Origin of the sequence: Nodularia sp. LEGE 04288 (assembly GCF_963896525.1) — a bacterium.
GTDB lineage: Bacteria > Cyanobacteriota > Cyanobacteriia > Cyanobacteriales > Nostocaceae > Nodularia.
Genome location: NZ_CAWQOY010000160.1, coordinates 1 through 19,869, shown reverse-complemented (window position 1 = coordinate 19,869; position 19,869 = coordinate 1). Strand labels below are relative to the sequence as shown.

Below are 19,869 nucleotides of genomic sequence, written 5' to 3'. Positions count from 1 at the left end.
CCTGACAAAAGTAAATGTCTAAAATCTACAGGGGAGGATTTGAGGATTGTTAATCTTTGACTATTGGCGTTTACTGGAAAATTCATCTCATACACATTTGAACTTGTAGCAAAAAATATAGCTAGTTTTTTCAGGATAGAAATTTGGCGCAGTTACTGACAAAAAAATGGGGGAAGTTTTATGTATTTTATTTTACTTAAAACTCATTTTTTTGCTGTTTATTTGTATTTAATCTCAGTCACTGAATGCCATGAATCATAACGGCTAAAAATAAGATGCGAACTAGAATAACACAGCAGTTTGGCGAAATTTACCAAAAGTTTAATCAATACATCAAGAGGCTAACACGAAATAGGAATTTTCAGAGGTTAAAATTTGTCAATTTTGTGCTGATTATAGCTATAGGCGTAATTTTTACGGCTCTTGGGGTTTCCAATGATGGGGCTAACAGTAAAACAGCCCCACCCACATATCAAACCTCTTGGATTGGTAATACATTTGGTGGTGGAGAAAAGTGGGTACAAAATAACATTGAGGGTATGTATGTTGCACCCAATGGCACAGTTTATACTAATAGCATCTGGGACGAAGCTGGCAGAGAAGCCGGAATATATCAAGATGGCAATGTGATTGGTAAATTGAGTGATACCCACGGCTGGAGTCGGACTGGGGGAGAAGCTGTAACGGCAAATAATAAATATGTTTATATTGCCATGCGCCAAGGTGCGGTGAACAGAAAAGACCAAGACTATCCCTCGGAAGGCACAAATTGGTATTGCGTCAGACGCTATAACTTAGCTGGGAAAGCTGCACCCTTTGCTGAAGGACGTGGTTGGGATAAAAGTATGTTAATTGTCAGTAACAACAGTGCAGTTACTGGATTAGCTACGCGGGGAAATGAGTTATATGTCAGTGATGCTGCTGCTAATCGCCTGCGTGTGTACAACACTGAAACCATGAAGGAACTACGCAGCTTTAGTGTTGCGAATCCAAGGGGGATAACTGTTGATAAACAAGGAACTTTGTGGATTATTCAAGGCAAAAATGCCAGTAATTCTGCGAAGATTCTGCATTATTCCCCGGAAGGAAAGCAATTACCCCAAGAGATCACTAATATTGTCGAACCAAGTGCGATCGCAATTGATCGTCAAGACAGACTTTTAATCGCGGAAAATGGCCCTCGTCAGCAAGTGCTGATTTACCAAATTAAAAATCAGCCAGTACAGGTGAGTACTTTTGGTAGTCAGGGGGGAATTTATGGCGGTGTGGCTGGTGAAGTCAAAGATTTGAAACTTTACGGTTTGACTGGAGTCGGTACAGATGACGCAGGAAATATCTATGTAAATAGTAATGGTTTCAATAAATCAGGCACAGATTTACGCAAGTTTTCATCATCGGGAAAGCTGGTATGGCGATTATTGGGCTTGATCTTTGTGGATAACGCTGATGCTGATCCCCAGGGTGATGGAGTCAATTTATATACCAAACAAGAACAATTTTTGATGGATTATCAAAAGCCGGCTGGTAAGCAATGGACTTACCAAGCCTACACATTAAATCCTTTCAAATATCCGCAAGATCCACGTTTGAATACATCGCCGGATGCTACCTGGGTGCGCCGCATCCAAGGGAAACCCTTTGTTTTCCTGAGTGATATGTATGAAAGCTTTCTGCAAATTTATCGCTTCAATCCCGAAACAGACGGCAAAATTGCGATTCCGGCGGGAATGTTTGTGGGGACTCATGGTAGTGGGGGAAAATCAATGCGGGGAGATTGGCCGCCGCAGCAACCAGAAGCCGGAGAATGGATTTGGCGCGATCGCAACAAAAACGGTAAATTTGACAAAGGTGAATACGATACCAGCAAAGATTATCCTTACATCGGCGGATGGTGGGTAGATACTAAAGGAGATGTCTGGAAAACCTTGCGAACCAAAGACGGTATCCGACACTATCCTTTGCAGGGACTAGATGATCATGGTAACCCCATCTACACCTATAGTTCCATGCAAAAGCACAAAACCCCCAGCCTATTTAGCGATTTGCGGCGGATTGAGTATTTGCCTGAAACCGATACGATGTATTTATCAGGCTTTACACAGGATCATCCAGCCGTTGGTGATGACACCAAAGTTGTGGGATCTGAGATTGTGCGTTTCGACAATTGGAGTCGGGGAAACAGCACACCCCGTTGGCGCATAGTAGTTCCCCACGATACCACTGGTAAACGCGAAGTTTCCACCGCAGCGATGAGTATAGCCGGAGATTATGTTTTTGCCGTGACTGTAAAAACAGCAGAAGTATATATCTATAATGCCAAAACAGGGGATTTGGTCAAAAAATTAACACCAGGCCCAGAAGTTGCAAAAGAAAGTGGCTGGGTTGATATTCCCTATGGGATTCGGGCTATGCGGCGGTCTAATGGCGAGTATCTCGTATTTGTAGAAGAAAATGCTAAAGCCAAAGTGATTGTGTATCGCCTGAAGCTATAAGCATTCGCACAGAGTTAATCTTGCCTTCTTGAGTATAGCAACCGCCAAGGAGGTTAAGACATCAACAGATAATCAAACTTAGGCAGCAAAAGAGTTTTAACCCACTCCCCCGGTTACTGAGCGCAGTCGAAGTAACTCCCCAGCTATACATAAATAATCAAAGCCGGGTTTGTGTCTGTTCTCTAGCAGCCCGGTGTTTTTATGTCTTTTTTTTCTCTGTTTACTCTGTGGTTAATAAAACAATTTATCTACACAATTTTATCAAATAAAACAACCTCATTTAGCAATAAAAATTTAGTCATGATTCGGCAAATTGAGACATTAGTTTATATTTCAATTTTGCCTTTTACCAAAAAAATAAATTCTTTCAATTAAAAGCAGCAATAATTAAATTACGGTAATGTAACAGGAAAGAACATTATTTCCATTAAATCAAACAAAAAATCACAGGAACTCTGATTTCAGAGATAATAAATGAACATAATTTGAGGAAACCAACTTGCTAACTCGATGTAATTAGGTTGTTTTTTATAAATAACTAAGTAGTTATGACAGTGAAAACTCATCTTCAACGTTTACAAAAACTATTTCCTCACCCCTGGCTAGAGCAATTACAATATATCCACTCTAGTTTATTGTGTAGATGGATTTTGCTTCGTGGCAGTCAGCCTTTAGCATTTAACCAAAAACCAGCAATGGTGTTTTCTCCTCATCAAGATGATGAAACCTTGGGCTGTGGGGGAATGATTGCTCATAAGCGTGAACAGGGAATACCAGTGATAGTTGTGTTTCTGACAGATGGACAGGGATCAGGTGGTTCAGTGGCAAATACTCAAAACAATATCGTCCAAATTCGCCAACAAGAAGCAATAGAAGCATTAGGAATTTTAGGTGTAGAAGCCTCAGAAATTCATTTTTTAGCCAAACTAGATGGGAGTTTGCAAAATTTAAAAAATGATGATAAACAACAGATAATTTCCCATGTAGCTGAACTGATTCGATATTATCAACCAGAAGAAATTTATGTCCCTCACAGAAAAGATTGTCATCAAGATCATGAAGCTACATATGAATTAGTTAAAGCAGCCATGTCTGACAAAAAGCTGATCCGGGTCTACGCACAAAATAATCTTACAGTTGAATTACTACAATATCCCATCTGGTTATTCTGGAGAGCGCCGCTATTTATTCTACTCAAGTTACAGGATATAGCAGCAGCTTACTGTTTTTCGATCACATCAGTTCAAGAAAAGAAAAATAGAGCGATCGCCTCATATACATCTCAACTGGCTAGCCTACCTCGTGGCTTTATTAAACGGTTTTTAGGCTCTTATGAAATCTTTTTTAAGGTTGACTAACTGCTGAGGAGAAAAATTCTATGCGGATATTACATATTATCAATCATGTGCAGAACATTGGTAATGGAATTGTCAATGTAGCAATAGATTTGGCTTGTTTACAAAGTCAAGATGGTCATACTGTGGCTGTAGTTTCAGATGGAGGAGAATATGAGGCATTATTAGGATTTCATGATGTCAGACACTGGCAATTAAGTCAGTCTAGGGAACCCCTAAATCTTCTCAAAGCTGCTTGGCGTTATCGACAGATTGTGCAAGAATTTCAGCCAAATATTGTCCATGCACATATGATGACAGGAGTTGTACTAGCAGGGATTTGCAAAAGCGGCTGTAAGTACAATTTAGTTTCTACAGTACATAATGAGTTCCAGCGTAGTTCAGTCCTCATGGGATTGGCGGATCGGGTAATTGCAGTCAGTCACGCAGTCGCTAAATCAATGGTGCGGCGAGGTATACCACAAAAAAAGCTGCGGGTAATATCCAACGGGACATTAAACAGTCCCCGACATCGCAACATTCAAGATTACCAACCGCTACCCCTACAGCGTCCAGCAATTACCACTGTGGCCGGGATGTATACCCGCAAAGGAATTGTGGAGTTAATTACGGCTTTTAGCAAAATTGCGGCAGAATTTGCCCAGGCACATCTATACTTAGTTGGAGATGGGCCAGATCGCTCCTTGTTTGAGACAATGGCGCAAGATACAGTTTATAGCGATCGCATTCATTTTGAAGGTTTCCAGGCAGAACCGCAACGTTATATGCTAGCAACCGATATTTTTGTCCTGGCTTCACACTACGAATCCTTTGGTTTAGTGTTAACAGAGGCGCGGGAAGCAGGTTGTGCAATTATCGCCAGCGATGTAGACGGTATTCCGGAAACTTTAGATAATCGCCAAGCTGGTATTTTAGTTCCACCTCAAGATAGTCAGACTTTAGCAACAGCTTTAACACAATTACTCAAAGATCCTGTAGAGTTACACAGGTGGAAATGTCGCGCCCAAGAAAATTTACAGCGTTTCAGTGCGGCGCGTGCGAATCAAGAAACGCTGGAATTATACAATGAATTAGCTACAAACTACAATGCCCCGCAAGTAGTAACCAGAAAAAAAATTTTAACTGGTAAATAACTCAAGGTTTGTAGTGAGGACTATAGTCCTCTCTACGAGACGCTACACGGTAAAGTCCAGAAAATTTGGGCTGTTGTTTGATTTGTCAGTCCTTAATTTTCTGCTAATAGTGCCTTTGTTGCTGATACCCCTGCTTTTTGCAATTGTCGCTTGGTTTGAAACAGCAATAAACCTAAAATACCTGCGTGTCCCAGAATTGCTAGAAAAGCATCCATGACATTTAAGGAATAATTAGTTGGTGGGAATAAAAATATGGATGGTGCAACTATCGAAAAGAACCACAGGAAACTTTGGTTACTAGGATCGGAAAACAACATGAATAAAACAATCGGTGGCAAGATAATTACCGCCCCCACAATGCCATTAGTCCATAATAATCGCTGCTCATTTTTCATGAATAAAAGGAGTTGGGCTAAGGCTGCATAGATCAGCACTAAACTAAATGCAAAAATTAAAGCTGCAAAAGCACTAATTTTGTCCCATCCATGACTTGATGCCAGAGAAAGAGAAATATATACACTTATACTGGTAATAGCAATTAAAGCATTGATGGCGATCGCCAGTACACTCGGACTTTTTTCACCCCAAATTAAATCCTTGATTAACTTGCGCTTACCGGGATGTTTCACACTATAAATGTGCTGATATCTAGCCCAATCTTGTAGGGTTTGGTGATTCGGGGTAAGGGCAGCAATCAGATATAAAAACAGCCCCGAATTTAGCAAGAGCAAAATAAAAAAGTTTTCCTTTACCTCTGAATGCCAATTGGCACAGCCTAAAGTAATTATAGCACAGCTAGTAGTTAGTAAATAACTCTGCTGTTTACTCAACATTGTGGCATTTTGATCACGATAGCAACGTTGTAGAGATTGCCAGATAAAGTAAATTCCCATGAAGTAAATCGATAAAGTAAAACCGATGCTGAGGGCAAAACTATCTCCTAATGGGAGACCGAACCCATGAAAATCAGCAAGTGTGGAACTGTCTGAAAAATGGGCAATAAAATATTTTGGACTAATTAGCCCAAATACTAGCAATGGATGATTCCTTGTAATACTATGTTTTAGTAATGCTTCAGTAAAGAGCAGAAAACCCAACATGAACGTGCTTCCTAACCAAGATTGAAACCCGTTTAGCCAAGAACCTACTAAGCCAAAGAGTAATGCACTACTGTAGTAAAAAAAGGTAGCGGCGAGCAAGATTAGATAAAACACAAAAATTTGATTCAAGGGTAATTTTGCATTCAAACCTAACCAAAAATGGAACGGAATTGCTAGCAATACTAAAATATACAAAAGGATGGGAACACCTAAAATTTTACCAAGGAGAATACTTTGGGGGGATTGGGGGCTAAGACGAATAAAATTTAGTGTATCTCGCCTTTCTTCGGTGGCTAAGTCATTGATGAGTAAATAAGTTCCACCGACTAAAACGACAAAAATTGTCATCAAACTGAGCAAATTAAAAATATCTTGATACCATAATTGCCAATTCATAATGACATGATCGTAATTATCTAAAATACAGTCTGCTATACCATATTCAAGTTTACCTGTACAATACTTATGAGAAAATGGCAATTCGATCAGGGTTGACGGCAGTTTAGCTTGAAAAACCATGAAGAGTATAAACTGACCCAGCAAAGATATAGATATTGCTAACAGCACGTTGCGAATTTTTAACCGCCCTTTAAGTTCTCGTAAGAATTGAGGGTTTAATTCGCCTAGTTTATCCATGAAATTGAGCATAATTGGCAACTCCAAAAATAGACAATCATAATTCTTGACTGCTGAGGATGCTTATTTGTGTCCTAATTTTGAGAAAAGACTTTCTCCGTCTTCTTGAGTGTAGTAAAAATCCCAGATAGTTCAGTTAAGCCTAAAAGTCAGCGTCTCGGTAGGTTGGGTTTTGTTCCTCAAGCCAACACCAAAAAATCCTGGTTTCTTTGGGTTTTACTTCGTTCTATCCAACCTACAAATATTTTATTTTTTCAGAGTAATAAAATAACGCTAATTTTCTGCTAATAGTGCCTTTGTGGCTGATACCCCTGCTTTTTGCAATTGTTGCTTGGTTTTAAACAGCAATAAACCTAAAATACCTGCGTGTCCCAGAATTGCTAGAAAAGGAGTTATTACACCTAATGAATTATTAGTTGGTGGATATAAGAACAGGGTTGGTGCATTTATAGAAAATAACCACAGAAAACTTTGGTTTCCAGGATCGGAAAACCACATGAATAAAACAATCGGTGGCAAGATAATTACCGCCCCCAAAATGCCATTAGTCCATAATAACCTCTGCTCATTTTTCATGAATAAAAGTAATTGAGCTAAGGCTGCATAGATAACTACTAAACTAAATGCGAAAATTAAAGCTGCAAAACCATTAATTTTGTCCCATCCATGACTTGATACCAGAGAAATATATACACTTGTACTGGTAATAGCAATTAAAGCATTGATGGCGATCGCGAGTACACTCGGACTTTTTTCACCCCAAATTAAATCCTTGATTAACTTGCGCTTACCTGGATGTTGAACATGATAAATGTGCTGATATCTCGCCCAATCTTGTAGGGTTTGGCGATTCGGCGTAAGGGCAGCAATCAGATAGAAAAACAGCCCAAAGTTCAGAAATATTAAACTTAATAAAGCTTCTACATCTAGATTATTGAAGCATCCTAACGTAATCGCTGTAAAGCTAGTAGTGAGTAAATAACTCTGCTTTTTACTCAAAATTGTGACATTAGGCGTATGATAGCAACGTTCTATAGATTGCCAAATAAAGTAAATTCCAATGGAGTAAACCAATACACTAAAGCCGGCTGTAATGGTAAAACTCTTTCCTAATGGTAGACCGAACAAATGCAAATCAGCTAGGCTGAAACTGTTGTCATAATTAGGAATAAAATATTGGGGATTAATTAGTCTGAATACTGCTGGAATCTCCGTTTCATTACCATGCAAATCTTTCTGAGTCAAGATCAAAAACAGTGTGAGGAAGCCACTTCCTAACCAAGCTTGAGAACGACCTAACCAAGAACTTACTAAGCTAAATAGTAATGCGCTACTATAGTAGAAAATACTAGCAGCGAACAAAATCACATAAAAAAACAAAATTTGATTCAAGGGCAATTTTGCATTTACACCTAACCATACATGGAAAGGAATTGCCAGTAATATGAACATATTCCCCAGAATGGGAACTCCCAGCATTTTACCAAAAAGAATACTTTGAGATGATTGTGGACTCAGACGAATAAAATTTAATGTGGTTCGCCGTTCTTCGGTAACTAAATCATTGATGAGTGCATAGGTTCCACAGATGATAATGGCTATTATTTCAATCACACTGAGCCAACTATAAGGAAGTAGTGATTCCCCGTCTAGGGCAAATGCTAAGAATATGAACTGAAATACAAAAGATATAAATCCTACTAACAAAACATTGCGTTTTTTTAAGCTTCCTTTAATTTCTCGGAATAATTGAGGGTTTAATTCGCCTAGTTTGTACTTGAGATTGAGCATAATTGGCAACTCCAAAAATAGAAAGTGTAATTATTGATTGACTAAGGGACTTCCAAGGAATAAAATCCCCAATTAATTTGTAGTAACATACCATTATCCTTAAGCTTCTGGTGGGTTACGCTGCGCTCACCCACCTTACAATTTTTGGGGAATTTATTTTTTGGTGTTCCCTAAGATGCTTGTTTGTGTCCTAATTTGAGGAAAATACTTTCTAAGTCTTCTTGAGTGCAGTGAAAATCAGTGATGGGAATACCGGAAACAATTAGCGATCGCAATAAATCAGCGCTATCTTCCTCTGTACCCGAAAAATTGACTCGCAAGCTGTTTGTACCGAGTATTTTCTCCCATTGTTTCACCAAGGGATAATTTTTTAATTCACTTTCCAGAGATTCTAAATTCCCCAGAGTTGATAAAATAATTTGTGGCTGAGAAAGGCGTTTGTAAAGTTCTGGCAATGAAGTACTTTCTACTAAAAAACCCAACTCCATAATTCCTACAGAAGTACACAGTTCGGCTAAATCACTGAGAACATGGGACGAAATTAAAATTGTCATCCCGGCTTCTTGCAAGGATTTGATGATTTGCCGAAACTGCATTCTCGCAATCGGATCAAGTCCAGAAACAGGCTCATCTAAAAGTAGTAAAATTGGTTCGTGAATAATCGTCCGTGCTAAACTCAAACGCTGTTTCATCCCCCGTGATAGGGTAGAAATCAGACTGTGACGTTTATTCTCCAGTTGTATAAGTTCTAAAACTTCATGTAAGCGTTGAGTTCGCCGTGGTTCTCGCAAACGATACAGCCGGGCAAAATAATCTAAGTAATCCCAGACGGTTAAATCTTCGTATAGGGGATAGTCATCAGGTAAGTAGCCCAGGTGACGCTTGAGTTGAGAGTTACTTTTGTCAAGTCGCAGGCGATCGCCATTAATATAAATCTCACCCGTAGTTGGTTCTTCCGCAGTAGCCAACATTCGGATGAGAGTGGTTTTACCAGCACCATTGGGGCCAATTAATCCATAGACTTCACCTGCGGGGATTTCTAAATCAACATCATTGACAGCAACGTGTCGTTCAAATTGCTTTGTTAATCCACAGGTCTGAATTGCTAATTCTTTTACCATAGCTGCTACAGTAGGGCGGTTGTTAAAATATTAACTTATCCTTTGTATACAGCCTTTTTTAGTCTGGTTTCGGAAATTGCAACTAATTTTTTTATTCAAGTCTTTGGGCGTAATCACCACAGAATCTGCTGGATATCAATTCTAGCTATTGCCATTGCACGGGAAAGCGATCGCCTGTTTGCTGAATAAACTTGTCTAATTGTTCTAAACTCAATGTCCCAGGGACTGGGTAACGAGCTGAAATCGTGCGTTTGAGGTCGGTATAATAACGAATTAATGTCGCGAAATTTCGGGGGAAATCTGACTCTACCATGCCGATGAATTCACCGCGCTGGCGTGCGTAATTCAAGACTTCGCGCCATTGTTCGATGCTAGGTAAACCCACTGACTCGACCCCGTGAGAGAACAGGGACATGAAAATTTCATCGTATGGGTCAGCTTTGCGAAGATAATCTTTAATCTCATCTAGAGAAGATTCCATGTTAAACTTCAGCCAGAATGGTACTGAGCCAGTACGTAAAGCCCACATGGGTTCTAGTAAAATAGACGACTCTACCAGTAATCGGTTAGCAGTGATTCCTCGTTGTTTGTACCACCAACGATAAAATTCCGCGACAAAAGGACTGAGGTGTTCTGGTTCTTGAAAGATGATCCGCCGGACATGATAACCGTGATTGTGGGCAAATTTTTCCACATCTTCGCGCAGGGTAGCTTCAAAACCCCACTCAGCTTCTGGTGTTTCTCCATCTGGTTTTGGTGCGTCCCAGGATTGCCGATGTGAGTAATCAGTCACGCGATCGCTTGGTGTTGCACCACCCAACCCCCCAAACTGAAAGATGTGGCGATCGCCAATTCTGGTTGTCGGCGAAGTTCGTTGACACTCTACCAAAAAAATCGTCCCGCCTCTGGTGAGTTTCTTTTCTAAAAACCGCTTGTAAGTTGAACTCAGACGCAAATACTTCGCCCGAAAATAGTTCATTCCCCGCATAGTCAAGCGGTCTTGACTGGGGTCATACATATGATGTAATTGCAAATCAGGATTGGCATCCAGCAGCGGCTGGGCTTTCTCTCTACCCCACTCCATCGCCTTTTTCGGTTCATCGGGATGCAGTTCAGGATACAGCACCGGAATCAAAAAAGTTTGTGGTAGCCAAGGCATACCCAGCGCCGCGCATAGATGCACCAGCGCCCCACTCGCAGAACCAATGGCGATCGCCTGATATTCATTTTGGGGATATTCATTGACCATCCACTCCGAGACGACCTCAGAACTGACATCTCCCAATCGTCCCGGCGGAATTGATTCACCTGCACTACTAACTGTATAAATTGTCTCTTTAGCTTGTTGGGGTAACTGGTTCAGAACAGTAGCAATTGCTTCTATAGCAGGTGGCATCGTCCCTATTCCGGGAAAATCATCTCCGCGTAGGTAAGCAGCAGTGGCACGTAACATTGCCGTCCCAGAGTCAAATCCGGCAATATAAGGCGGAGCGACCCGGAACTTGGCCATAAAGGAAGCTAACATCCGGTTATACATAGGCCTTTGCATTTAATCTCTCCTTTTCAATCAAATGTGATTCTGTAGCTTCAATAAAGGCGCGAGTTACACGGGCTAATTCCAGAGGTCTGCTGTAATTCAGGGTAATGACAAAGAAGCAGAGGGGAGCAAGCTTTCTTGTTTAGACGAGATCAAGTGCATCTCTGCTTTAAGAAAGGGGTAAACCAATTTTCTGTGCTGTCTCTCTGGCCATATCCCAAACATCTTGGGTAGTGATGCCGCCTGTACCCAACCAATTGCCACTGATGCCTGTATAGTCGTGCATCGGCTCGAATAAATTACCATCAGTCTGAGGAGTTGGCTTGTGATCTTGGAAATGATCCTGATCAACTTGCTTCGCCAGCATCGGTTCAAAAAGGTCAGGTGCCAAGGTTTTCTGCAAAAGCTGCAAGTAAACAGTTTGACCAACGACAATTTCTCGCTCTGGTTTATCCACTAACCCCACAATGGCATCGGCTACTTGTTTGGCTGGATATACGGGGTTCATCGCCTTAATTTGGCGATTAGTATAATTAGCTGCGTGTTGAAAAATTGGTGTGTCAATGGAACCTGGTAATACTGTGCAGACATGAATTTCACGGGCATTGTCTAAATACAATTCCATCCTCAGAGAGTCGGACAGACCACGAATGGCATATTTACTGATGGTGTAGGGGCTGGTGTATGCCTGACCAGTTACGCCGACCACCGAAGAAACATTGATTAAGTTGCCGCTACCTTGTTCACGGAAGTAAGGTAAAGCAGCACGCGCTCCGTAAATATAACCAAATAAATTTGTCTCAATTACTTGTCTAAAAGCTGATGGGGGTGCTTCCTCAAACCGGGCAAATAAGCTGACGGCGGCATTATTTACCCAAACATCAATACGCCCAAAAGAGGCGATCGCTCGCTGTGCTAATGCTTGGACTGCTGACTCATTTGTGACATCAGTAGGCATGGCTACAGCAGTCGCACCTAGACGTTGGCACTCTTGAGCAACTTCCTGCAAAGCCGTTTCATTCCGTGCTGCTAGCAGTAATGTTGCCCGCTGCTTGGCAAACTCCCGCGCTGTGGCACGTCCAATGCCGCTCGATGCACCTGTAATCACAATGACTGAATTATGGATCGGTCGTGGCATATTGCTGACTCCTTAAGCGATCGCCTAATTTAGGGCAAATTTCTAGTTGATTTGGTAAAAATTTGTTATTTTTAATAACTACCCTCTTGTTTATTTGCTTTTATCCTTTTATTTTTATAGCTAGTTATTTCTGAGTTTGATATTAAAAACTCTCGTACTAATGTTACAAAAAATATTTACATTCTTATGACAATCTGAAGATAGATATTAATTATCTTCATGAGGAATTTCTTGAAATTAGTTATGGCAATTTTCACCGCAATAGCTTGTTAGCAAAAGTTAAATTGGGATTACAAATAGAAGTAAGTTGTAGATACATTTAATTTATTCAATTACAGATTAAATCACCAATTTTTCCTCAAATATGACATTAAATAATTGACGAGACTTAAAATTAAAAATATATCTATAGATAGAAATTTAGCCAAATCGAGAGGCTCAAATCCCCAATTCCGGCAAGAGAAGAGGGAATATTTCTCGTTCGTAAGTTGTTAAGTTAATTGTTTAATATTATTTGTAATGTTCAATACTTAAAAATTTTACATAAATCTACCTCTGATTACCTGGCTGGTTAAACAATGCCTCTTCCCACTGATAGAATAAAAACCATGATTGCCGAGTTAAATTAGCATTATTTGCTTATTCTTTAACTACACCTTCTTCAACTCATAAAATTCAGGAAACATCAGACGGGAGCCAAGAGGGTGAGTTCGTGGCTTAGGCATTCAAGTAATTAAGTACACGTCTTAAGTATTCTCTGTGAATATTCTGTGAATATGGAGTTGATTATCGAACCGCCTTGGCGCTAGCCTCTCCCTTTGGGAGAAGAAGCCAAGAACGCCAAGGAACAGAGGAATGAACAAAACTCTGCGAACCTTTGCGTTACCTTAGCGCCCCTCTGCGTTTAAAACCCCGACGATTTACGGTGCTAGTCTGGCTTTGCCTTGACGCTGCTTTTCATACCATTGTGCGATCGCAGGTGTCCAATCAGCAAAATGAGGCCACATCATTTCACACAACTGTTGAATTTCCAATTGAGCATCCTTTTTATTTCTCATATCACAAAAGTGCATGAACGACCTTAAATTGAAACTCACGACAAAATGCTGGCGATAATCAAAAGGTACTTTTCCTCTAGCGTGTTCCTCAGACATTCCCCCCTCAAAATCAGCTTTGTAACGCTTCGCTGCTTCGAGACACCATTCTAAATCTGCGGCGCGTTGTTCTGGTGAATAGAAATACTTTTTGCCTTGTCTATCAGAGTAATCACCAACGGGACGCAGGTAAAATACATCTTCTATATCTTTTTTACCTGCTACTACATCAATAAACTGGTTCCCCGTGTAACGGAAGGAGTTATGAACTACAATTCCATTAGCAACAAAATTATGCCAGGAACCTTCTACTTCTAGATCGTAAGTCATTTGTTGACCCAGGTATTCTACACTCTTCACCTTGACCGGATGTGACTGTAATTTTTTTTCTGTATTTACTATAGGATCATAAGATTTTCTGTAAAGCCCGTTTCCTACTACTGCCATACCATTACACATCAAGTAGGATGGCTTAGTCATTTCGATTACAGTACCATCAATATTAGTGACTAAACCAACTGCGTCACCCATTGTTTGCCAGCCCTCTAATGTAAATAGGCGATGATTAACGGTGCAATCTAAGGTTTTTCCATCCTCCAAAGTGACTCGATAGACAGGTTGAAGACCACTGCACATTACATCTTTAATATGCCCAACTTCAAACAAGCCAGTTTCTTCGTTCAGAACTCGCAGGCGCATTTTGCGAATACGTTGTTTACAATCGCGCCGATATTGACCAGGTGCTTCTCCATTCCTACCCCGAATCGACCTTTGACGGATTGCTTTTTCTCCGTTAGTCCATCTGTCGTATAGTTCTCCAATTGTTTTTTTCAGCTTCTGGTTAGTGTTCCCTTCACAGTTAACAAAAGTAATTTCAGTATTGGCGGACAAGCACTGAACATCAAATGATACGCCGACCCGATGTGTACGAGCCTGTTGCATGACACTGTGGGGAAAATAACCACAGTTAAAAACAATCTGGGGATGCTCCAGCGGTCCATAATGTCCCCGCTCACCGGCTAACAGTCGCTTAACAATAATTTCGCCACATTGTGACTCCGTAGGCCATGAGTCGCGCTCGTCATATACGAAGCCATCGGTATAGTCTTGGTGCATCGCAGCGTAAACCACTTGCTGCGGGTTTGGTGTTTTGGCAATAACCTCTACTCGGAATCGATGCATTGATAAATTGAAACCTGTTCGTGAAACGTCTTTGTCAACCCGATTCACTATGATATCTCGTTCAGGAGTGCGAAGAAAATAAAGTACACAAACCTCACCCCCAGCCCCTTGCTAAGGAGAAGGGAGAAAGAGGTCAAAAACCAGATTGCCCATGATTCAGAAAAGTTTACTCAGATACTTTACAAAATTTAATAGATTTGTTACAGTTGTTTACATACACAGAGCAGACAGGAAAAATCATATGCGTACCAATACAACTGTTATTGATGACCAAGGTCTCATGAACAACTTTGCAATAGAACCAAAGGTTTATGTAGACGAGCAAGGCGATCGCACCGGGTTTACTCCCTACGCCGAACTACTCAACGGTCGTTTAGCAATGATTGGTTTCGTCTCTCTGATTGCATTAGAAGTATTCACAGGACACGGTATCATCGGCCTTTTGACCAGCCTGTAAAAACTAATCTTGAAAATTGAATATCTAACAAATGTAGAGACGGGAAAATTCCTGTCTCTAATTTTATGTCTAGCCATCATTAATGCGTACACTAAATAATAGAGAAAAAAAGGTTAGGGACTCAGAATTGTCCCCTACTCTCCACTCCCTACTCCTCACTCCCCATTTTCTATGGCTTTAACTGCATCTACAATGTTGCCATTAGGCACGGAAGCACCAGATTTTCATCTACCCGAAGTAGTATCTGGAGAAACAATTTCTCTGGACACTTTTGCTGATCAAAAAGCATTGTTGGTCATGTTCATTTGTCGCCATTGCCCATTTGTCAAACATATCCAACAAGAATTAGCCCGTCTAGGAAAAGATTACCTCTCCAGTGATTTAGGAATTGTGGCCATTAGCGCCAATGATGCGGAAAAATATCTAGATGATGCACCAGAGTCTTTAAAAGCAATGGCGATAGAACTTGATTTTAAGTTTTCCTTGTGTTATGACGAAACTCAAGAAATTGCCAAAGCTTATACAGCAGCTTGCACACCTGATTTTTTTATATTTGACGTAGAACGCAAACTCGCTTATCGGGGACAATTGGATGATAGCCGTCCCAGTAATGGTAAACCCGTGACGGGTGCAGATTTACGTGGGGCGATCGCATCCGTGTTGGCGGATAACCCCGTTACAATTGAACAAAAGCCCAGTATTGGTTGCAATATTAAATGGAAACCTGGTAACGAACCCAGTTATTTTGGTTAATCCAACTCCTAGTAAAGCACGGCGTTAATAAACCACCCATGTCAAAAATTTATTTTTGACTTTTGACTTTTGACTTCCGCGCAGCGGCGGCGTTAATGTTTAATTTCCAGATTGAGGATGTAGCTTCCCATCTGGACTTGATCTGCCCATAATTCGTATTCCACCCGTAAATGCTCTGGTAAGTGGTGTCCGTTCAGTGACAGAGTTTTTGTGAAATTTCGTAAACGAATGGGATTATGAGGTTGCAATGACTCAGTGGGTAGCCAATAACGGCTCACACCATAAACGCCTTGCTCCCAGAAATGACGATAACTAACTTGACCGTTACCTTGCATGGTCATAATTACCCGATAGGGGGAAATCTCCAGCCACAAAATTCTGGGGCTGTTGGGGGCTTGAGCTTGGCTCTGATTTTCGGGACAGATGTCTTCTGAACTCAAAGAACTTGCCAGTTCGCAGGTAATTAAAGGCGGTGCTGTCAATAGTAAATGAAATCGATCAGTGTCTTTTTGATACAATGTACCCGCAGTTTCCACAACAGACCAGAATGGCAGGTCAGTGGAAATAAGTGATAAACATACGGGCTTACGGTGATGGGTCAGCATGGGAGCGATAGGGGCTAAAAGCTATTGAACAAAATGAAATTAACACCAGTATCTTTTACAGTCAGAATCAACCAGTAAATAGTCAAACATCCTTCATATTAACTGAAGATCCTGATTTGGTAAGCCAAATAAATCCAGGTAAAAATAAATAAAAGATTATAAATTTAAACACCTTCTCTGGTGCTATAAATAAAATTTTTTGGCAAAATGTTAAGTGAAATTTGCAAGAAACACAAGACCCCTGAGAGTGATTTTTGCCAAGAACAAAAGTATTAAGTGAGGATTCATCATCTACTAGGTCGATTTTGACAAATTTCCGCGAACAAAAAGCGATAGGATACTATGCAGGAAGTGTCCAGTCGTGGCAAATTTAGTCGCTGATGAACTTCCGGTGTATCCAAGAAGTGTAAACTCATGTCGGCTGCTGTCATCACTGTAGAAACTCAAAAAGACCTTTCTCAGAAGTTAATTATCCAGCGACCCTCTGCTGGACTGTCCTTACAGGGTTGTATCCGTGTCCCTGGTGATAAATCTATATCACATCGGGCTTTAATGTTAGGCGCGATCGCTGAAGGTGAAACGCAGATCCAAGGGCTGCTGTTAGGCGAAGATCCCCGCAGCACTGCAAGCTGTTTTCAAGCTATGGGAGCGCAAATTTCGGAACTGAATACCGAATTAGTTACAGTTCAGGGTATTGGTTTGGGACAATTGCAAGAACCAGTGGATGTGTTGAATGCTGGCAACTCTGGTACTACACTCAGACTGATGTTAGGGCTTTTGGCTTCTCATCCAGGGCGGTTTTTTACGGTCACAGGGGATAGTTCTTTGCGATCGCGTCCCATGTCCCGTGTAGTTAAACCGTTGCAACAAATGGGCGCAGAGATTTGGGGACGTAAGGGTAATTCCTTAGCACCCTTAGCAGTTCAAGGACAAGCCCTGAAACCAACTCATTACCATTCCCCCATCGCTTCCGCCCAAGTGAAATCCTGTATCTTACTTGCGGGTTTATTAACAGCAGGAAAAACCACCGTCACCGAACCCGCTCTTTCTCGTGACCACAGCGAACGGATGTTACGGGCTTTTGGTGCAGAACTCAGTATTGATCCAGACACCAATAGCGTCACCGTCATCGGACCGGCGCAACTACGTGGGCAAAAAGTCATTGTTCCTGGGGATATCAGTTCCGCAGCCTTTTGGTTAGTCGCTGGCGCGATTGTTCCCGGTTCGGAATTGGTAGTGGAAAATGTTGGTGTTAATCCCACCCGCACGGGGATATTAGAAGCTTTAGAACTCATGGGGGCTGACATTCAACTGGAAAATCAGCGCGAAGTCGCTGGGGAACCAGTCGCGGATTTAAGAGTGCGTTCCAGTGGTTTAAAAAGCTGCACCATTGCCGGGGATATCATTCCCAGAATGATTGATGAGATTCCCATTTTAGCAGTAGCGGCAGTATTTGCCGAAGGTACAACGGTTATTCGGGATGCAGAGGAATTGCGAGTTAAAGAAAGCGATCGCATTACCGTGATGGCGCAGCAACTCAATAAAATGGGTGCAAAGGTGAGTGAATTACCCGACGGTATGGAAATCACTGGCGGTACTCCCTTAGTGGGTACTGATGTCGATAGTTATACAGATCATCGCATTGCCATGAGTTTAGCGATCGCATCTTTAGTTTCCACCGGAATCACCACCATTCACCGTGCAGAAGCCGCCGCCATTTCTTACCCCGACTTCACCGCCACACTACAAGGAATACTGAATACATAAGTAAAGTGTGACACACATAATTGTGTGCATCAACATCAATATCGTGGGGTGGGCTTCTAGCCCGCCTAGAACAGGCAAGACTTGTACTGAGCTTGTCGAAGTATGCCTGATGCACTACTTTAGCTGTGTCGCGCCAGAAGCTGCTATTTTGTACCCACTTCATCCCGGTTATGAGGCGCATCAAAATCAATCACAGGGCCTTTCGGCACAATGCGGGTGGGGTTAACATTGGGATGACTTCTGTAATAATGCCGTTTAATGTGGTCAAAATTACAAGTTTCCTTCACACCCGGTAATTGATAAAGTTCTTTGAGATAATTCCACAAATTAGGATACTCAACTATCCGACGTATATTGCATTTAAAATGCACATAATAAACTGCATCGAAACGCAGCAAAGTAGTAAACATACACCAATCAGCTTCAGTCACTTGATCCCCGCAGAGATAGCGCTGTTTTCCTAATATAATCTCCCAGTCATCAAGGGCGGCAAATAACTCTGTTACCGCCTGATCATAAGCTGATTGAGAAGTAGCAAATCCCGCCCGATATACCCCATTATTGATCGGTTGGTAAATAGCATCAATCGTCTCGTCAATTAGTTTTTGTAAACTTTCTGGATAAAAATTGATATCTTCTTGAGCAAAAGCATTGAATTGGGTATCAAACATCCGCATAATTTCGCGGGATTCATTATTGACAATTGTCCCCTTTTCCTTGTCCCATAATACTGGCACTGTTACCCGTCCACTGTAGTTAGGATCAGCTTTCAGATAAAGTTGCCAAAGATATTTAGTACCATTGACCGTATCAGGAATCGCACCTGATTCATCAGTAAATTCCCAACTGTTTTGCTCAATTTCCGCCCCAACTACCGATAGCCCAATCACATCTTCTAGTCCTTTTAATTGGCGGATAATTGCAGTCCGACAAGCCCAAGGACAAGCCCAAGAAATATATAAATGATAGCGACCTGGTTCAGCCTTAAAACCACTAGAGCCATCTGTTGTAATCTGATCACGGTAAGTTGTTGATGGGCGGATAAATTTACCTTCTGAATCTTCTTGATCCCGTCTTGATATCCACTGACCATCCTTGAGGATTCCCAAACCCATATATCTCTCCTTTTTCAGTTATCAATTATCAGTTATCAGTTAAGAGACATCATTGCATAGAAATCTCTTACTCAATCTACTTGATAACTGTTCACTGTTCACTGTTCACTGATTCAACCCTCCCTAATCATTGCTATTCATAATTTTTGGGACTTTGAAAAAATCGCCTTCTTGTTCAGGCGCACCATTCAAGATAGCTTCTCGCTCAGGATATGGTTGTAACTCATCTTTTCGAGTCACATTACTGACATCAATTGCCCGTGTTGTCGGCAGTACATTACTGACATCTACTTCATTCAACTGCTCGATATAATCCAAAATACTTCCCAGTTGAGTAGTGAATTGCTCCTCTTCTGCTGATGTTAATTCTAAACGAGCCAGCAGAGCTACTTTGTGAACTTGTTCGCGATCAATCATGGTTCCTGAATAGTTAATTTTATTTTCTTTTTTTGTCAATTAGACCGACAAAGCAACTTGTTCCAAACTACATCTTGCCCCCTCCTCGCTTACCTACGGTGTACACACATCCTGATCCAAAAAGGGTTTCCAGCCCTACAAACCGAATTTTACTGTAAATCCGGTTCCCCTCCTCG

General features: G+C 41.2%; 14 protein-coding genes and 3 pseudogenes. 6 read left to right on the top strand and 11 right to left on the bottom strand.

Going from position 1 to position 19,869, the window contains the following annotated elements; translation table 11 throughout:
- Window positions 1-275: 275 nt before the first annotated feature.
- From AACX33_RS23235 to AACX33_RS23225, 3 genes are all read left to right on the top strand, one after another.
- Window positions 276-2,492, top strand: a complete 2,217-nt coding sequence (locus AACX33_RS23235) for a hypothetical protein (RefSeq protein WP_193997944.1) — start codon at window positions 276-278, stop codon at window positions 2,490-2,492.
- 548 nt (window positions 2,493-3,040) lie between these two features.
- The gene (locus AACX33_RS23230; protein WP_193997945.1) at window positions 3,041-3,850 is read left to right on the top strand and encodes a PIG-L deacetylase family protein; all 810 of its coding nucleotides are present in this window, start codon (window positions 3,041-3,043) and stop codon (window positions 3,848-3,850) included.
- Between the two features lie 20 nt (window positions 3,851-3,870).
- On the top strand, window positions 3,871-4,980 hold the full coding sequence (locus tag AACX33_RS23225) for a glycosyltransferase family 4 protein (protein WP_193997946.1): 1,110 nt from the start codon (window positions 3,871-3,873) through the stop codon (window positions 4,978-4,980).
- 92 nt (window positions 4,981-5,072) lie between these two features.
- Here AACX33_RS23225 and AACX33_RS23220 read toward each other — a convergent pair whose 3' ends face one another.
- From AACX33_RS23220 to AACX33_RS23185, 8 genes and pseudogenes are all read right to left on the bottom strand, one after another.
- Window positions 5,073-6,728 (bottom strand): hypothetical protein, encoded by a 1,656-nt coding sequence (locus tag AACX33_RS23220; protein WP_227788811.1) that lies wholly within the window; start codon window positions 6,726-6,728, stop codon window positions 5,073-5,075.
- Window positions 6,729-6,989: 261 nt separating this feature from the next.
- On the bottom strand, window positions 6,990-8,507 hold the full coding sequence (locus AACX33_RS23215) for a hypothetical protein (protein ID WP_193997947.1): 1,518 nt from the start codon (window positions 8,505-8,507) through the stop codon (window positions 6,990-6,992).
- Window positions 8,508-8,677: 170 nt separating this feature from the next.
- A complete protein-coding gene (locus AACX33_RS23210) occupies window positions 8,678-9,628 on the bottom strand; it encodes an ABC transporter ATP-binding protein (RefSeq protein ID WP_193997948.1) in 951 nt (316 codons plus the stop codon).
- A 145-nt stretch (window positions 9,629-9,773) separates the two neighbouring features.
- A complete protein-coding gene (locus AACX33_RS23205) occupies window positions 9,774-11,177 on the bottom strand; it encodes a hypothetical protein (protein WP_193997949.1) in 1,404 nt (467 codons plus the stop codon).
- Window positions 11,178-11,334: 157 nt separating this feature from the next.
- Window positions 11,335-12,303 (bottom strand): SDR family oxidoreductase, encoded by a 969-nt coding sequence (locus AACX33_RS23200; protein ID WP_193997950.1) that lies wholly within the window; start codon window positions 12,301-12,303, stop codon window positions 11,335-11,337.
- Window positions 12,304-13,223: 920 nt separating this feature from the next.
- Window positions 13,224-13,658 (bottom strand): annotated as a pseudogene (thyX, locus tag AACX33_RS23195) (FAD-dependent thymidylate synthase); the annotation flags it as partial.
- A gap of 3 nt (window positions 13,659-13,661) precedes the next feature.
- Window positions 13,662-14,288 (bottom strand): annotated as a pseudogene (locus AACX33_RS23190) (hypothetical protein); the annotation flags it as partial.
- Window positions 14,289-14,291: 3 nt separating this feature from the next.
- A pseudogene (locus AACX33_RS23185) lies at window positions 14,292-14,579 on the bottom strand (FAD-dependent thymidylate synthase); the annotation flags it as partial.
- 241 nt (window positions 14,580-14,820) lie between these two features.
- Here AACX33_RS23185 and AACX33_RS23180 point away from each other — a divergent pair.
- A complete protein-coding gene (locus AACX33_RS23180; RefSeq protein ID WP_193997951.1) occupies window positions 14,821-15,036 on the top strand; it encodes a chlorophyll a/b-binding protein in 216 nt (71 codons plus the stop codon).
- Between the two features lie 171 nt (window positions 15,037-15,207).
- The gene (locus tag AACX33_RS23175) at window positions 15,208-15,789 is read left to right on the top strand and encodes a thioredoxin family protein (protein ID WP_193997952.1); all 582 of its coding nucleotides are present in this window, start codon (window positions 15,208-15,210) and stop codon (window positions 15,787-15,789) included.
- Between the two features lie 92 nt (window positions 15,790-15,881).
- Here AACX33_RS23175 and AACX33_RS23170 read toward each other — a convergent pair whose 3' ends face one another.
- Window positions 15,882-16,394, bottom strand: a complete 513-nt coding sequence (locus tag AACX33_RS23170; RefSeq protein WP_193997953.1) for a hypothetical protein — start codon at window positions 16,392-16,394, stop codon at window positions 15,882-15,884.
- 414 nt (window positions 16,395-16,808) lie between these two features.
- Here AACX33_RS23170 and aroA point away from each other — a divergent pair, with 414 nt between their 5' ends.
- A complete protein-coding gene (aroA, locus tag AACX33_RS23165) occupies window positions 16,809-18,161 on the top strand; it encodes a 3-phosphoshikimate 1-carboxyvinyltransferase (protein WP_193997954.1) in 1,353 nt (450 codons plus the stop codon).
- A gap of 143 nt (window positions 18,162-18,304) precedes the next feature.
- On the opposite strand, the gene AACX33_RS23160 is transcribed toward aroA, so the two are convergent.
- Both AACX33_RS23160 and gatC read right to left on the bottom strand, forming a co-directional pair.
- Window positions 18,305-19,276, bottom strand: coding sequence for a glutathione S-transferase family protein (locus AACX33_RS23160; RefSeq protein WP_193997955.1), 972 nt, complete (start codon window positions 19,274-19,276; stop codon window positions 18,305-18,307).
- A gap of 123 nt (window positions 19,277-19,399) precedes the next feature.
- On the bottom strand, window positions 19,400-19,693 hold the full coding sequence (gatC, locus tag AACX33_RS23155) for an Asp-tRNA(Asn)/Glu-tRNA(Gln) amidotransferase subunit GatC (RefSeq protein ID WP_193997956.1): 294 nt from the start codon (window positions 19,691-19,693) through the stop codon (window positions 19,400-19,402).
- Window positions 19,694-19,869: the final 176 nt, after the last annotated feature.

What these genes read in the sequence shown, in the direction of transcription:
- AACX33_RS23235 (WP_193997944.1), top strand. Translation starts at nt 276, where the DNA reads ATGCGAACTAGAATAACACAGCAGTTTGGCGAAATTTACCAAAAGTTT.
- AACX33_RS23230 (WP_193997945.1), top strand. Translation starts at nt 3,041, where the DNA reads ATGACAGTGAAAACTCATCTTCAACGTTTACAAAAACTATTTCCTCAC.
- AACX33_RS23225 (WP_193997946.1), top strand. Translation starts at nt 3,871, where the DNA reads ATGCGGATATTACATATTATCAATCATGTGCAGAACATTGGTAATGGA.
- AACX33_RS23220 (WP_227788811.1), bottom strand. Translation starts at nt 6,728, where the DNA reads ATGCTCAATTTCATGGATAAACTAGGCGAATTAAACCCTCAATTCTTA.
- AACX33_RS23215 (WP_193997947.1), bottom strand. Translation starts at nt 8,507, where the DNA reads ATGCTCAATCTCAAGTACAAACTAGGCGAATTAAACCCTCAATTATTC.
- AACX33_RS23210 (WP_193997948.1), bottom strand. Translation starts at nt 9,628, where the DNA reads ATGGTAAAAGAATTAGCAATTCAGACCTGTGGATTAACAAAGCAATTT.
- AACX33_RS23205 (WP_193997949.1), bottom strand. Translation starts at nt 11,177, where the DNA reads ATGCAAAGGCCTATGTATAACCGGATGTTAGCTTCCTTTATGGCCAAG.
- AACX33_RS23200 (WP_193997950.1), bottom strand. Translation starts at nt 12,303, where the DNA reads ATGCCACGACCGATCCATAATTCAGTCATTGTGATTACAGGTGCATCG.
- AACX33_RS23180 (WP_193997951.1), top strand. Translation starts at nt 14,821, where the DNA reads ATGCGTACCAATACAACTGTTATTGATGACCAAGGTCTCATGAACAAC.
- AACX33_RS23175 (WP_193997952.1), top strand. Translation starts at nt 15,208, where the DNA reads ATGGCTTTAACTGCATCTACAATGTTGCCATTAGGCACGGAAGCACCA.
- AACX33_RS23170 (WP_193997953.1), bottom strand. Translation starts at nt 16,394, where the DNA reads ATGCTGACCCATCACCGTAAGCCCGTATGTTTATCACTTATTTCCACT.
- aroA (WP_193997954.1), top strand. Translation starts at nt 16,809, where the DNA reads ATGTCGGCTGCTGTCATCACTGTAGAAACTCAAAAAGACCTTTCTCAG.
- AACX33_RS23160 (WP_193997955.1), bottom strand. Translation starts at nt 19,276, where the DNA reads ATGGGTTTGGGAATCCTCAAGGATGGTCAGTGGATATCAAGACGGGAT.
- gatC (WP_193997956.1), bottom strand. Translation starts at nt 19,693, where the DNA reads ATGATTGATCGCGAACAAGTTCACAAAGTAGCTCTGCTGGCTCGTTTA.